The organism is Neolewinella aurantiaca (assembly GCF_008014675.1).
Classification (GTDB): domain Bacteria; phylum Bacteroidota; class Bacteroidia; order Chitinophagales; family Saprospiraceae; genus Neolewinella; species Neolewinella aurantiaca.
This window is the reverse complement of the sequence record NZ_VOXD01000006.1, coordinates 106,336-121,659: the sequence shown is the minus strand read 5'-3', so window position 1 is coordinate 121,659 and position 15,324 is coordinate 106,336. Positions and strand designations below refer to the sequence as shown.

Here is a 15,324-nt window from a genome sequence, read left to right as displayed (position 1 = left end):
CTTCCATAACGCGGGCCGGATGATGTGGCCCAAAGACTAACTAAGTAAAAGACTAACAGGCTACTTTTGCCTGTGAATTCATTCTCTGTACTATTATGCGTTGTTTATTACTCCTACTCTCTTCAGTAATCATTTGTGGTTGTGTCGCTCCTAAGAAGTTCGACAAGATGGAGGCCCTGTATGCCGACCGGATTGCTCATCTGGAATCGGGCATCAGCTTCAGGCAGGACAGTATCGAAAAACTGATGTCTGCTCTGGACCAGGCGAACGGAGGAAAGGCCGCACTGTTGGTTGCCCAGAGCAATCTCGAGGATAAACTCATTGCCCAGAAAGACCAGATCGACGCCCTGAGCGGAAACCTGAACTCCACCAGTTCACGGATGAGTAATGAGTTGGCAAACGTCCGGAAGGAACTGGAGGCTGCTGGCTTGAAGTACGATACACTTCTTCAGAATCAGCAGGGGATTGTCGATAATTTTCAACGTGGCGTGATGCGTGCTGATAGTGTGATGATGACATCACTTGACGCTAACATCCCCGACGATAGCTACACGATCAGTATAAGTGCCGGCGAGGTGAAGCTCAGTGTTCAGGAAGACCTGTTGTTCAAAAACCGGACCTCAGAGAAACTCAACGATGAAGCGGCAATTGTACTGCGGGCAGTGCTGGATGCACTGCAAAGTGATCCGTTGCTTAAGCTCACCATTGTGGGACATACCGACAACCAGCCGAACCCACGCCGGAATACGGACAACTGGGAGTACGCAGCTGCGCGCGCAATTTTTCTTGCCAAAGAGATGGCTGATACGTATTACCTGAGCCCCAACCGGGTTGTTGCCGCCAGCCAGGGAGAGTTCAGTCCCGCAAAATCCAACGCCAGCCCCGAAGGACGCACGGCCAACCGTCGGGTAGAATTCGTGCTGCGCAACAATGTCGGAAATTTGCTGCGTAGCCTGAAGAGACTTGGTGAATAGTAAGCCGTACCGGGAAAGACGGGACGGACAACACGAAATTTATGTAATTCTACCTCCCGCAATTGCGGAGGGAAGAAAATTTCGTTCGCTGAAAACGAGCAAATAGCTTGTCATCAAAGATAAAAGTGCGAAAAAAAGCGAAAATTTGTATTTAGGTTCAAGTAGCTGTTAATCAGGTGTTTAGTTAAATGTTAGTCGTTTTTAAACGTTTGTAAACGCAAGTATACGTATAAAAGACGACTAGCGTTTGTTGGTGCCTCCACCTTTGCATCGTCACCGATTGGAAGGGCCCGGCCCGGAACTGAAGTGGCGTATTACCAAACCCGGCCGTGGCATACATCAACCTTCCCGCTGCGGCTGACAAACGCTCACAATAATGAACGTACGTAACCACATCCACCTTACCGGCAATCTTGGTACTGACCCTAAGACCGTTGTTCTCAAGACGGGTAAAACCGCTACAGAATTTTCTCTCGCCACCAATGAATATTACCGGGATAAGCAGGGCGAGCGCCAGACCCGGACCGAATGGCACCGCGTAAAGGCCTACGGCAAACTTGCGGAACTCTTCGATCAGCACCTGCAGTGCGGTAGCCCGATCTCGATTGTCGGCACCATGCGTTACCGCAGATGGGTAGATAAGTTTGAGCAGACCCGGACATCAGCGGAAGTGATTGCCGAAGAGTTCACCTTCCTGGGCGGCAGTCGCAAAAACAAAGAGGAGGCTATGATCGAAGACGCTCACGAGGCGATGATGGTAGCGGAGCCGGTGGCGAAGAAAACCTCTTCCCGCCGCAAGAAAACCGCCGCCCGTCCCAAAACCCCGACCGCCGACATTGGCGAGGTGATTCAGGCCGTTGAAGAGCTTGAGTCGTAGCGTTCTGCACCAGCGTTTTCGTCATCAGATTACGCTTGACACTTTACCGGGCAAGGCCCGACACTGTAATCATTAATCACCCTTTTTGCTCCGGTCCGCGACGCCGTTACCCTTTGCGGTTGCACCGGGCCGGAGATTTTTCCCTCTTTAAATATAATCGCCATGAATATCAATACCAGCAATTTCATCAACCTTATTGGCCGCCTCGGCGATGCTCCCAAAACAACTACGCTACCGAGCGGAATAGTTGTTGCCGAGTTCTCGCTGGCCACTAACGAGTATTACCGTGACCGCAATGGCAACAAACAAACCCGGACGGACTGGCACCGCGTGAAGGCCTTCGGTAAACTCGCTGAGCTCTTTGATCAGTACCTGGACCGTGGGAAACAAGTATCGATCGTGGGATCAATGCGGTACCGTAAGTGGGTCGATAAGCACGACCAAAACCGTACTTCTGCGGAGGTAATCGCTCAGTCGTTTTCTTTTCTGGGTGGAGGCGACCGGCAACTGGGCGATCAGGAAATGTCTTCCACTATGGTTGCCGACCCGGCTCCGGCGGCAATTGATAACAAAACACAGCGCCGACGCGAACGAACTGCCGTATCGCTGGACGAAACAGTATTGGAAACAGTCAATGATGATCTGCCTTTCTAAACTCCTGACAAGTTTTATTTCTCAACCTTTCATTTAACCCAGAGTGGTCCGTTGACTGGTAGAGGTTTTTCTTTTTTGCAACGTGAGAATTTTCCCGCCCTGCACAACTGCTTTAAATAGTGGAGCGCACTGTCTCGAACACATAGCGGTGAAAATTCAAGCTGGTCTTTTTCCCAACGGGGAAAAAGGCCGGTTGTTTTTTTGGGGCTACCTGCGGTCTCAACGTTTGTCGAGCTGCTCGAGCAGCCATTTTTTCTCGGTCAGAGGGCTGGCGTTTTCTATTTGTTCCCGTAGTTCGGCTTTTTTCTTGCGGTCTCCTGGTTTGAGGCGGCTCATGCGCCGTACGAAACGGACAATATTACCGAAGTTGTCTTTGTGCAGATCCGAAAGTGTTTTTCGCCGCAGGTAGGTGGTCATGCTGTCCAACTGGCTATCCATTGCGTCGTATTCGTCGATTTCGTAATAGATTTTTAGTTGAAGAGTTTTGGCCATGATGTTGTACACGGGATGCTTGAAGTCAACTTGTGCCAACAACGGCATGCCGGTGTCGTAGTCTTTCTGTTCGTAGGCAAGGCGTGCGCGGGCAAAGCTTTCGGTATTCTCCCGGATATCGTCTTCGAGTTGTTTGGTGTGGGAATCTATAAAGCGTCGGATCCAATCGTATTCCTGCAGCCGGAGGCCAATAGTAATCACATTGAGGTAAGTTGCACGGGTCAGCAGGTTGTCTTGGGTGATTACCTGGCGGGAGAACCCCAGGCGGTACCATTCGAATGATTCTCTTATGTAGGGTTCCCGGCCCTGATTCATGTTTGAGATGCAGAGGTTGATCGCCATCAGAATGACGTAACGGAGGTCTACCCTGCTCAGCAGGTTGCCGTGTTTTTCTACTGCATCCCTCAAGAGACTGATCGTAGTTCCCGATACATCGTCTTCAACGAGGCCCCGATAGCCATAATAGTGGATGGCCAGAACGGGGTAATCCTCAAGGTCGAGCTGCTCAACGTAACTGATGACCTCGTCTAAAAAACGGACAGAATACTCCGTTCTGTAAACCCGCTGATGGAAAAGCATATTTCCACTGGCTTTGAGTTTTTCGATCAGGTAGGTGATGTCCAGTGTATCCGATATTTGCTGGAAGCGGGGTTTGTCCAGTAACTGATAATAGGTGCGATGCTCTTCCCTTTCTAACTCCAACTCATACTGGTTGCGGTAGTAAGCTTCGTTTCTTACGAGGGTTTTCTCCTGAAGTTGTTCCGCTTTGCGGAGGCTTCGCCCCGCAGAACCAGAAATATTGCGGCGGCGCAACTCCTTGGCCAGACCCAATTGTTGATTCATAGGATCGTTTTGCCAGTTTTCCCAGGCCAGAAACGACTCGGTAGCTTTCAGCGCCCAGTGGAAGGTTTGTCTTAAACGGGCGTCGTTATAGGTTTCTCCGGGGAATATTCGCTTCCAGATACGCATTTTACCAAGTGAAGACGTTTTAAACAGGCGGTCTCCACCGCCGCTGAGATAGGCATGCAGTGCCCTCACGTCTTCCCGTTTGTTGTGAGCAGGGCTGTCCAACCATTTCCCTAAACGACGGACATCAGCCTTGTCTAATGACTGATATATGGAAATCAGTGGATTTTTTTCAACGGTAGAGTCCATGTTTTTTCAACAATGCTAACGGGGCGAAGATTGTGTAAATCTAAGCATTTGTTAAGGTTTCGGCCGTAAAATATGAGTTATGAGAGCTAATAAATACTACAATTTTTTCAACAAAGCCGGGATTGTGTTTTTTGGGTGGGCTACATCTGCCCTCATATTTGCATTGCAATCAACGGATAGCGACCTTCAAACTCAACTAATGAAAAAGCGACTTATGGTATTGGCCCTCGGTCGTCAGTGCCAGCGTATGGCCCTGATGCTGGCTGCGCTTTGTCTTACTTTCAGTGTTGGGGCTCAAGGGTTTGAAAAAAAAATCGGCGGCCCTAAAGATGACTTCGGTCAGGCGATCCTCCAGACTAAAGACCACGGATACATCGAGGTTGGCAGCACCCGGGGGGTACAGGGCGACGATAACGACTTTGACATTTTCGTAGTTCGCACCGACGTAGACGGTACAACGATCTGGACACGGCAGTACGACGCTGGCTTCATTGAACAAGCTGAAGATGTACTTGCCATTGACGATGACAACTACCTGGTTCTCGGTTTTCGGCAGGAAACACCAACGAGCGCCGAGCAGACCTTTCTGGTACAACTTGACCAACTGGGGCGGGTTGTTTTCAGCCGCTCTTACGGTGACGCAGTCACCGATGAACGTGGACGGCAAATCATCGCTCTGCCTAACGAAGAGTTCCTGATTACCGGTTACCGCAAACAGACAGGAACGAGCCGGCGCGATATCCTGATCATAAAGGTGGACGCTAACGGCGATGAACTCTTTCGCACGGTAATCAGTGAGAACTTTACCAGCGAAGGCTTCGGAACGGTGGCCAACCCCGACGGGAGCATGATCGTAGCCGGAACAGCTCAGACAGTAAACGGTGCAACGAAGGACATCGTCCTTCACGGCCTTGCTGCTGATGGCTCAATTCAATGGACCAAAAGCTACGGAACTGAAACTGGCGACGAACAACTCGAAAATATCATCCGCACCAACGATGACCACCTGGTCTTTGTAGGATCTGCGGACAACACGAATAAAGCATTAATTGCAAAAGCGAATCTCAACGGAGATACGCTGTGGTACCACGAAATTGACGCAGGACCACTGGATGATGTACTCTACAGCGTAATCGAAGACGACAACGGCGAAAGCCTCGTCGCAGTCGGTCAAACTGTACCAACACCATCTAACCTTGACGTACTAATGGTGAAAGTCCGGTCCGAAGATGGTCTGGTCCTCTGGCAGCGCCGCCTCGGAGACGAGGAAACGCTCGATGTAGGAGAAGATCTCGCCAAGACCCTGGACGGTGGCTACGCCCTGGCTGGTTTCAGTGCCCGTTTCGACGGTGTGCTGGGTAACGAAATGGTTCTCTTTAAGACGAACGATCTCGGAGCGCTTCAAACCAACTACCTGCAGGGTAAGGTTTACTTCCCTTCCGCAAACGACTGTGGCCCCTACTCCGAAGGAGACCTTGGGCTGAGTGGCTGGCTGGTAAGGGCCGAAAGTGAAACGGCAACCTTCTTCGGAAGTACCGATTCGCTCGGAAACTATGAATTGCGTGTCGATGCCGACACCTACGAAGTAACCCTGCTGCAAAAGAATGACCGCTGGAATATTTGTGGCAGCGACCAAATTACGGTCGACCTTACTGTTCCTTACGATTCGGTCTTTCACAATTTCGCCCTGCAACCTGCTTATGACTGCCCCCTTCTGGAAGTTACAGCAAGTGCAACTCCCGCTATTCAGTGCGATACCCAACGCATCACGCTTAGCTACGGAAACACAGGGACGGATACTGCAGAAGACGCCAGCATCGAGCTCATCCTCGATGAAAGTCTCACCTACATTTCTTCCGGTATCACACCGGCAGAACAAAACGAAAACACGCTGATATTCGATATCGGCGATCTGGCTCCCTCAACGGAGGGAACCATTGACATCACGGTCCGCGTTGCTTGTAATGACATCGTTGCAGGACAAGCGATCAGTTCTCAGGTTACAATCTTTCCTCTGATTGAATGTGCTCCTGTAAGTGACGACTGGGATGGCTCAAGCATTGTAGTTACCAGTCGTTGTGACCGGGTGGAAGGACTGTCCTTCACCATTACGAATATCGGGGAAAACCCGATGCTGCAAACAAGCAGCTACGTAATCGTTGAAGACATTGCTCTGCGGACACAAGGAAACTTTATGCTGGAGTCGATGAGTTCTGAAGTGATCGGTGTCGATATCCCCGCAGGGGAAGTCAGTACTTACCGCCTCATCGCAGAACAATCCGAAGGCCACCCGGGAAACCAGTTTCCTACTGCGGTTGCCGAAGGCTGTCAGACAGACGATAACGACAACACCGGTTTTACCACCGGTTACGTCGGCCAGTTTCCCGATAACGACGGGAACCTCAATATTGACATTTTAACACAGGAAGTCGTTGCGCTGGATCAAGGCGCTGCTTTACAACTGATGGCTTATCCCCGAGGCTATCAAGACTCTATCATTATCCCAAAAACAGACATTGAATATACGGTATTCTTCGCGCTGCCGGGCAACGACTCCTTCGAACGCGTGGTCATCCGCGACACCCTCCCCGAACTGTTGGATTTCAACAGCCTCGAAATGGGCGCCGCGAGTCATCCCTATGATTTCGTCCTTTACCAGGGCGGTATTCTGAAGATCACGTTTGATTCAATCCGAATTTTTTCAGGCGGCGGCACGGGGGAAGCTGATGCGGTTACCCGACAGGGCTATGTCTCATACCGACTATCCCAAAAACCGAATACTACAACGGGTTCCGTTATCAGAAATCGTGCTGCCGTTTATTTTGACTATGAATCACCATTGTTCTCCGAAGAAGTGAGGCACGTGGTAGGTTGCAACGACCTCTATAATGAAGATGGTTGTCTGCTCTCTACCGCAAACCGTAACTTACCAGAAGCAATTGGTGTTGATATAATAACGAGCCCCAACCCAACAAGTGATCGTACAACGGTACAGATCTCGGGCTGGAAAGCGCTCAACTCCGAATTCTACTTTCAACTCTACGACGCGGCCGGCCGGAAAGTCTTCCGCAAATCGTTCAGAGGTGACCAGTTTGAGTTCTTTCGTCCAAATATTGCCGCCGGCAATTACTTCTACGAAATTCATACTAATGAGCTTTTTGTAGGTCGCGGACAAATAACGTTTCAATAACATAATAGGCCAACCCTACTGAGCGTTTGGTTGTTATGAAAAATAAAAGTGGCTAATACGCTACACAAGAATTTTTTTAGGTCGTCTTTTTTTTCATGAGATTATGATTGTTTGTGCCTGATCGCGTTGCGATCAGGCTTTTTTTTGCCCGGATTTTTTCTGGGGTAAAAGACGTATCCGGAAAGGCTGTTATACGTGTTTCTTACGTGTTGTATCAGATTCCGGAAGTACGCTTCAGGAGTGGCAGTAAGAGTTGTCTGGTTTTGCAGGATAAAACCCGCCTGTTTGTACGCTTATGCTGGATGCTTCGTTAGCCGTTTCAAAGATTGTACCTTCACCTTCGGAATCTATATTTCATTGCCTTTGCGTTACCTGATTATTCTGTGTAGTTTGATGTGCCTCTCGGCTTCTCTGTTTGCCCAGGGGGAACGGAATCCGTTTGAGCTGACGGCACGTTTGCCGGCAGAAACTGCCGGAGAGTCAACTGACTCGGTCAACCGGATGGAGGTCAGTGATAATCCGTTTGACCTGAGGCCTGCCGGCTTTGCTCCTTCAACCTCCCCTGCACCAGCGTCCGCGCCCGGAAGAGGGGCAACAGCCGACCGCCAGAATGGTCCCCTTGTAATACAGACTACCGACCCGAATAAAGGGAAAGGAAGTATTCTGGCCATCCACGTGATGTTGCTGATCACCCTGTCAGGATTGTGGCTGCTCTTCGGAGATCTGTTGCGGCAATGTTTCAGAGCGACGATGAACGATGGAATAATGAACCAGCTCTATACCCGCCGGTCGGGAGGTGAGTTGGGAGCGCTCTGGACGGGCTACATCTACTTTTTTCTTGCGTCTGGTTTCTTTGTTTACCTCTTTGCTACGAATTTCGAAATCGGACTCAGCTACGGAATCTGGGGGAGTTGGCTGACTTGTTCTCTCGTGGTTGCGGCCGCGCTTGGGATAAAAAACATTGTTCTGGTCTTGTTTTCATTCCTCTTCCCGGTCCGGAAAGAAGTAAGCCGCTACGTGTTTGCCCTGATGATTTTTGCCATCTTGGGCGGAGTGCTGATTTCCCCGGTGAATCTGCTTATCAGTTATGCCCCCGTAGAGTGGCGAACTACTTTCCTTTATTGTGGCGCAGGAATATTGGTGGGGATATACTGTTTACACCTCATGAGAGGCCTGTTCATCGGCAACCGTTTGTTCTTCAGTAGGCCCGTGCATTTTTTATTGTATATTTGCGCCGTTGAATTAGCTCCTCTGTTGCTAGTTTACTACTACGTGAGCGGCTTGCTTCCCTGACGCAATGACACCAACCTAACACTATATCAAGGACGAAAATTATGAGTATGGCAGCTGCATCTGAGAACACAAAAAAAGCCTTGAAACCAGTCCGCACCATCCTGGTGTCTCAACCCCAGCCGGAGCGTAGTCCCTTCGCTCGCCTGGAGAAAAAATACGATCTTCAGATCGACTGGCGACCCTTTATTGAGGTGAAAGGGCTTACCGAAAAAGAATTTCGGAAAGAACGGGTACGCCCGGACGAGTTCTCCGCTATCATTTTTACTTCCAAGCTCGCTATCGAGCACTTCTTCCGGCTTTGCAAGGCAATGCGCATTGAAATGAGCCAGGAAACGAAGTACTACTGTATGACCGAGGCAATTGCCAATTACCTGCAGAAGTTCATCGTTTACCGCAAAAGAAAAGTGTTCTTTGGTCAACGTACCATTCAGGACCTTGCCCCCACGCTCAAAAAGCACCGCAGCAAAGAGAAGTTCTTGCTTCCTACCGGTAACCTCGGCTCTGAGTTCGTCTCGGCTTACCTGGACGAGAACAAATTTGACTGGACGCCAACCCTGATGTACCGCACAGTATCCGCTGACCTCAGCGATCTGGAAGACGTATTTTACGACGTACTGATTTTCTACTCTCCGCTCGGCATCGACTCTCTGTACGAGAACTTCCCCACTTTCGAGCAGAAGGAGACGCGCCTGGCCGTAGCCGGACGGAAAACAACAAAGGCCTGTGAAGACCACGGATTGGTGGTTAATATCGCGCCCGAGCCTCCTAAAGTGCCAAGTATGGAAATGGCCCTGGACAACTACCTGAAAGAAAGCAACGCGTAACACGCCGGCGCTCGGTATTTCTCCGGTGTTGTGTAAACAGCAAAACCATTATGAACGAGCCCGTACTGACCTCCCAGGACCAGCAACTGCTGGATCTAATGCGCGAACGGCTGGTGTCCTCGCCTCTACCTGGCCTTGCCGCTCAGCGCCTCATGGCCCCGCCTGTGCGGGGCGAGTACAGCAGTACGCCCCTCAACGCCCGTCGTGCCTCCGTAATGGTGCTCTTCTACCCCATTGCGGAAAGGCTGCACCTGCTCTATATTCAGCGAACCAGCCCGAAAAGAGACCGGCACGCCGGGCAGATTTCTTTTCCGGGCGGCTCAGCCGACCCCGAAGACAAGGATGCGGCACATACTGCTCTGCGCGAACTGGAGGAAGAGGTCGGAGTACCTCCGCATGCAGTAGAACTGATTGGTGAACTGAGCCCTTTGTATATCCCGGTAAGTAACTTTTTAGTGCTGCCCTTCGTAGGCTGGGTCGATGAACGACCGGACTTCATTCCGCAGGAAAGTGAAGTAGCAAGAATTCTGGAGTTGCCATTCGCCGATTTCTTTACCCCTCACGCCCGGAAGAGCGGTCCACGGAAAATAGCGGGAGGGATGACCCTGCCGGATACGCCTTTCTGGTCGGTTAGGGAAGAGCAGATATGGGGTGCAACCGCAATGATGACGGGAGAATTGGTTGCCCTGCTTACCGATTGAAAAGCTCAGTCGGAAGAGTTCAAAATCATATCCGCTCCTTTTTCTGCTATCATGTAAACCGGAGCATTTGTGTTGCCGCTCACAATGGTTGGCATCACACTGGCGTCCACAACACGGAGATTGTCAATCCCTCTTACGCGTAACTTTTCGTCCACTACCGCCAGTTCGTCGTGGCCCATCTTGCAGGTGCCCACAGGGTGGTAAATCGTTTCGACCTGGCGCTGAATGTGCAGCCAGATTGCGTCGTCTGAGCTGATGTCGGGCGGTGAAAAGCGGCGTTTGCGGTGCCGCGAAAATGCATCTGCCTCCATCACTTCAATGGCTTTTTTAGTGGCCTCGAGCATCACCTTTCGGTCGTCTTCGTGGGAGAGGAAATTCGGTTGGATGACGGGGTGGTCTTGTGGGTGGCGCGAACGCAGGTGCAAAGTACCACGGGAGGCAGGGCGCAATAAGGACGGCAGCACCGTAAAGCCATCTTCCCGGTCCGGGAAGGTGCGGTAGTTGTGGAAATCAGAGTCGTAACCTTCCCCGACGTGGAAGGACGAGAAATGAAACTGAAAATCAACCCGGCCCGGGCTCAGGGAACTTGAGCCAAAAGCAACCGCTTCCAGAGGACTGTTATTGAGAACGCCTTTGCCACGCACGAGGTAATCCAGAGCTGCCCTTGCCATCTGAAACGGACGAACGTAATGGTTTTGACCGATCTGTTGTTTGGAGAGGGCTCCGATAGGACAGAACAAATGATCCTGAAGGTTCTTTCCCACTCCGGGAGCATCACAAACGCAATCAATACCGTTTTGGCCAAGCTCTGCCTTAGCGCCGATACCCGAGAGCATCAGCAACTGAGGGGACCCAAAAGAGCCCGCCGAAAGAATGACCTCTTTTCGGGCTGACAGCAACTGCTGGCTTTTACCGTTCTCTTCTGCCATTACACCAACTGCCCGATCGTTCTTAACCACCACCCTTACGACGTGAGTATTGGTGAGTACCCGCAGATTTTTGCGCGCCATTACCGGCTTAAGGAAAGCGGTATACGCCGAATGCCGGCGACCGTCTTTGATCGTAAATTGGAAGAGTCCGGCCCCCGCTTGCTCTTTACCGTTGTAGTCGTCGTTGCGGTCAAAGCCCTTTTCTTCGCAGGCATTGACGAAGGATTCCGCAAAAGGGGATCGGTAGCGACTCGGGAACTCAACGTTAAGTTCTCCGTCCTGACCGTGGAAGCGGTTAACGATGTCAGCATTGCTTTCGTGACGGGTGAAATACGGGAGGATATCGTCGTAGCCCCAGCCTTCATTGCCTGATTCTGCCCAGTCATCATAATCGGCCCGGTTGCCCCGTACGTAAGCCATCGCGTTGGTCGAGCTGCTTCCGCCCAGTACCTTGCCACGGGGCAGGTACAGCTTGCGCCCGAGTAAGTGCTCTTGTGGTTCAGACCAATAACCCCAATCGACCGAAGTACGGTGCAGCCGCGGGTAACCCGCGGGAATTATGATGTTGGGGTTTCTGACTGGCCCTCCGGCTTCAACCAGAAGCACGCTATTGGCCGGGTCGGAAGAGAGCCGATTGGCCAGTAAGCAGCCAGCGGAGCCGGCGCCGATGATTATGTAGTCGTAGGTCACGGATGCAAAGTAGCGAAAATTCGCTAAAATTAGTAACCGTAGTGGGAGGGTCGATACAACTACCTACAATTATTATCCGCGCTGACCTGAAAACGAAAACTTGCCGCTTAACCTCTCCTGATCCTGGTTTCGGAAGGAATGCCCGTAAGATTTACCGGCTGATTACCTGCACGACTTCCTTAGCGATAGCAGCCCGTTCGCGGGCCATCTGAACGGTATCTCCGAGCGCAGTAATATGTCCCATTTTGCGGAAGGGGCGGGTCTCGGCTTTGCCGTAGAGGTGGGGATAGACCTCTGGTATAGCCAGTAGTTTGTCCCAGCCATCGTAGACTGCAGGGCCGGTATGGCCTTCTGCGCCGAGGAGGTTGATCATAGCTCCGGGCCGCAGGAGATCGGTAGGCCCGAGGGGAAGGTCCATGATTGCACGAAGGTGCTGATCGTACTGGCTTGTCATACACGCCTCGATGGTATGGTGGCCGCTGTTATGCGGGCGGGGTGCCACTTCGTTGACCAGGATTTCACCTTCGGGGGTAAGGAAGAGTTCTACGGCAAGCAGGCCAACGATCTCCATCTTTTCGGCAACTTCCATGGCCAGCTTCGCGGCGCGGGTGTCGGTATCCGAGTCGATAGCAGCGGGGCAAATGAGGAATTCGACCAGATTGGCGGTGGGGTGAAACTCCATCTCTACCGTCGGGAAGACTGAAATCGCTCCGGAGGGAGTACGGGTAACGACTACGGCCAGTTCCTTAGCGATGTCGACCATAGACTCTGCCAGACAGGGGCAATCGAGCAATTTGGATTCGATGTCCTGCTCGTTGCGGATAACGGCAACGCCCTGACCATCGTAGCCACCGGTTCTCGCCTTTTGTACGAAAGGCAGGGTAACCTCCCCGGACGCAATGGCCGCCCGAAGGGCAGCTGCATCGGCGTAAAGGCTGAAATCTGAAGTAGCGATGCCTTCTTCTGCGTAGAATTGCTTCTGGAGGCCTTTGTCCTTAATCAGGTCGATCTTGTCGGGCTGGGGGTAGACTTTGATTCCTTCGGCTACTAGCTGGTGCAGGGCTTCGGTATCGATGTGTTCGATCTCGATGGTTACGATGTCCATCTTACGGCCGAATTCGAGGACGTCTTCCTTACGGCTGAAGTCTCCGGAATGAAATACGGTCGCGTAGTTGGCTGCGGGGAAGCTGTGGTTACGATCGAGAACATGGATGGGGAGGTGCCAGTCTGCGCCCGCCTGACAGAGCATTTTGCCGAGCTGGCCACCACCAAGGATGCCGATTCTGGGGGAGGAGTTGTTTGCCATGGGGCGAAGATAGAGTAGATTGATAGATTGGCTATTCTCTATCGGTAATTGACCTGATTTAAATTTTTGGGCGCAACTTTTAGCGCCCAAGCTTTCATTACATCCCCATCCTGTTAACAAAACGATCTCGGATGTTCAAGAAATTTAACTCCATCGAAAATACTTACCGTAAGGAACACATCAACCGCATTCAGCTGGAAGGCCACTGGACGGGCGAGTACGTTGTACAAGAGAAGGTGCACGGTGCGAATATGAGTTTTTACACGACCGATGGGGTTGACTTCGTAGCCTGTAAGCGTAGCGGCCCCATCGAAGCCGGTGAGAACTTTTACCACCACGAGCGCATTCTGGCCGCCAACCTGAAAAGCCTGCGTATCATCTGGAAGCGGCTGAAGGCCGGAATGCCCGGCCTCGACCAAATGACCGTATTCGGAGAGGTGTTCGGCGGAGCATATCCCCACGATGATGTTCCCCGGGTCAAGGACGCGATGAAGGTACAAAAGGGTGTTTGCTACAGCCCCGATAACCTGTTCTATGCCTTTGATGTAACGGCCAACGGTCAGTACCTGGGTGTAGATACCGCCAACGCCTGCTTCGAAGCCGCCGGGATGTTTTACGCCAAGACGTTGTTTCGGGGACCGGCCGCGGAAGCCTTGGCATACCCTAACGACTTCAACTCCACCCTACCCGGAGAACTCGGTTTGCCGGACATCGGGGAGAATGTTGTTGAGGGTACGGTCATTCGTCCCGTGGAGGTAAAGTACCTTGCCAGCGGTAGCCGCGTCATCCTGAAGAACAAGAACGCGAAGTGGGCCGAGAAGAAGCAACGTAAGGCTTCCGCCAAGCCCGCCGAACCGCTGGCCCCTGAACTACAAATCCTGGTCGACCTTGCCTTGGAGTACGTAAACGAAAACCGACTGGAGAACGTACTGAGTAAGATCGGTGCCGTAACCATCAAGGATTTTGGACGGGTACTCGGTCTGTTCAATAAGGATGTCTACGCTGATTTCAACAAGGAGAACGCCGACCGCCTTGCCGGGGTGGATAAGGCTGACCTGAAGCGAATCAACAAGGGCTTCGGCCGGGAGGCCGCGAACCTGGTTCGGGTTAGGTTACTTCAGTGATTCTCACGGAGCTGGTTTATCACCGCGCCAGCTTTAGCTCAGTTGCGATTCAGAGCAGTACGGGTACTCCACGACGGAGTGCCCGTACTTGTTCGTGTCGCTAACCCTGGGATGGTTGATCGGCCTCTCCTTCAATCTCCAGGCTGTAGCCCGAAGCTTCCACCAAAAAGCGGATGGTCTCCAGCAGGCCGTTGCCTTCCAGGCGGGCTTCCTGGATGAGCTTGCTCTGCAGAGCCTCGTCGCGCAGGCGGTCTTTGGCTTCTTTGTTGAGCGCGCTGTAATCGTCGGCGGTGAAGCTGTTGAACCAACTTTCCTCGAGGTTGCGGTAGATCAACTCGTGATCGATGGCGAGAATTTCCGGCTCGGGCAGGTTACTGATGAGGACGGTGCGGGTGGCGTCGTCGACGTCGATATCCAGTTGCTCGAGGTTGTAGCCGACCAGCACTTTACCCCGCACTTCCACCGTCGCGGTTTTATCGAAGCGCAGGCGCGCGGGCAGAGGAATGTACAGAGTTACGTTGCGGGTGGTGGTAGAGTTGTAGAGTTCGCTGACGTCACCCTCTACGGTGACGAGCTTGGTGACCTTGCGAATCTGTTCCAACAAGACCGTTGCTTCCGTCTGCGTCTCTACGGCCGAAGACTTACTGAAACCCCAGAACACAGCCAGGCCCAGAAGGAAGGCAAGAAGAGCGGTGGTTAATACTAAGGTTAGTTTGGACATGACTTTACGGGTGTAACAATCTGCAAGATACCATAGTTCCCAACTAGGATTACTCACACCCTGGGCGGTCAGAAACCCTTTCCCCCGGCCCCTCACCTCGGGAGAGGGGAGACACGACAGGCGGCAATTTCAGTTATTGTAAGGGGAGCAGAAGGGTTGAAGATTTGATCGTGCCGGCATTTGTTCCTTGGCTTACAACGGAGGGTGTGTAAGCCCAGGGGCGTGCCGCTCAAGTCCCTTTTCCTGCGGAGAGAGTGCTTGTGGAAAACGCTACCCCGTCCATATCACAACCGCCAATCTGGTTTGCCATCAGGCTGCACACCTTGGTCTGCAACGGCTGGTAATTGGTCTAAAGTTAAGTTAAAGCCCATCTAGTGCTGAGCATGATGCCGTA

Annotated in this window: 12 protein-coding genes; 8 read left to right on the top strand and 4 right to left on the bottom strand. The window is 52.0% G+C overall.

What is annotated here, in order from left to right; all coding sequences use genetic code 11:
• Positions 1–95: 95 nt before the first annotated feature.
• The 3 genes from FUA23_RS05760 to FUA23_RS05750 all read left to right on the top strand — a co-directional run bounded on the left by FUA23_RS05760 (position 96) and on the right by FUA23_RS05750 (position 2,505).
• Positions 96–974, top strand: coding sequence for an OmpA/MotB family protein (locus FUA23_RS05760; RefSeq protein ID WP_147929770.1), 879 nt, complete (start codon positions 96–98; stop codon positions 972–974).
• A 376-nt stretch (positions 975–1,350) separates the two neighbouring features.
• A complete protein-coding gene (locus FUA23_RS05755) occupies positions 1,351–1,851 on the top strand; it encodes a single-stranded DNA-binding protein (RefSeq protein WP_147929769.1) in 501 nt (166 codons plus the stop codon).
• A gap of 162 nt (positions 1,852–2,013) precedes the next feature.
• Positions 2,014–2,505, top strand: coding sequence for a single-stranded DNA-binding protein (locus tag FUA23_RS05750; protein WP_246144049.1), 492 nt, complete (start codon positions 2,014–2,016; stop codon positions 2,503–2,505).
• 219 nt (positions 2,506–2,724) lie between these two features.
• Here the strand turns inward: FUA23_RS05750 and FUA23_RS05745 are convergent, their stop codons facing one another.
• Entirely contained in the window at positions 2,725–4,152 is a 1,428-nt protein-coding gene (locus FUA23_RS05745; RefSeq protein WP_147929768.1) for a hypothetical protein, read from the bottom strand.
• Between the two features lie 199 nt (positions 4,153–4,351).
• Between FUA23_RS05745 and FUA23_RS05740 the strand changes: the two genes are divergently transcribed.
• The 4 genes from FUA23_RS05740 (at position 4,352) to FUA23_RS05725 (ending at position 10,160) form a co-directional block, all read left to right on the top strand.
• Positions 4,352–7,342 carry a DUF7619 domain-containing protein gene (locus FUA23_RS05740; protein WP_187270903.1) on the top strand — a complete coding sequence of 997 codons (2,991 nt, stop codon included), beginning with the start codon at positions 4,352–4,354 and terminating at the stop codon, positions 7,340–7,342.
• A gap of 285 nt (positions 7,343–7,627) precedes the next feature.
• Positions 7,628–8,635 carry a DUF4271 domain-containing protein gene (locus tag FUA23_RS05735; RefSeq protein WP_147929766.1) on the top strand — a complete coding sequence of 336 codons (1,008 nt, stop codon included), beginning with the start codon at positions 7,628–7,630 and terminating at the stop codon, positions 8,633–8,635.
• Positions 8,636–8,676: 41 nt separating this feature from the next.
• Positions 8,677–9,459: a uroporphyrinogen-III synthase gene (locus tag FUA23_RS05730; protein WP_147929765.1), complete on the top strand. Its 783-nt coding sequence runs from the start codon at positions 8,677–8,679 to the stop codon at positions 9,457–9,459.
• Positions 9,460–9,509: 50 nt separating this feature from the next.
• Positions 9,510–10,160, top strand: a complete 651-nt coding sequence (locus FUA23_RS05725) for an NUDIX hydrolase (protein WP_147929764.1) — start codon at positions 9,510–9,512, stop codon at positions 10,158–10,160.
• Positions 10,161–10,165: 5 nt separating this feature from the next.
• Here FUA23_RS05725 and FUA23_RS05720 read toward each other — a convergent pair whose 3' ends face one another.
• Positions 10,166–11,779, bottom strand: coding sequence for a GMC family oxidoreductase (locus FUA23_RS05720; protein ID WP_147929763.1), 1,614 nt, complete (start codon positions 11,777–11,779; stop codon positions 10,166–10,168).
• Positions 11,780–11,930: 151 nt separating this feature from the next.
• Positions 11,931–13,085, bottom strand: a complete 1,155-nt coding sequence (gene purK / locus FUA23_RS05715) for a 5-(carboxyamino)imidazole ribonucleotide synthase (RefSeq protein ID WP_147929762.1) — start codon at positions 13,083–13,085, stop codon at positions 11,931–11,933.
• A 131-nt stretch (positions 13,086–13,216) separates the two neighbouring features.
• Between purK and FUA23_RS05710 the strand changes: the two genes are divergently transcribed.
• The gene (locus FUA23_RS05710; protein WP_147929761.1) at positions 13,217–14,209 is read left to right on the top strand and encodes an RNA ligase family protein; all 993 of its coding nucleotides are present in this window, start codon (positions 13,217–13,219) and stop codon (positions 14,207–14,209) included.
• 100 nt (positions 14,210–14,309) lie between these two features.
• On the opposite strand, the gene FUA23_RS05705 is transcribed toward FUA23_RS05710, so the two are convergent.
• Positions 14,310–14,930: a DUF4230 domain-containing protein gene (locus tag FUA23_RS05705; RefSeq protein ID WP_147929760.1), complete on the bottom strand. Its 621-nt coding sequence runs from the start codon at positions 14,928–14,930 to the stop codon at positions 14,310–14,312.
• Positions 14,931–15,324: the final 394 nt, after the last annotated feature.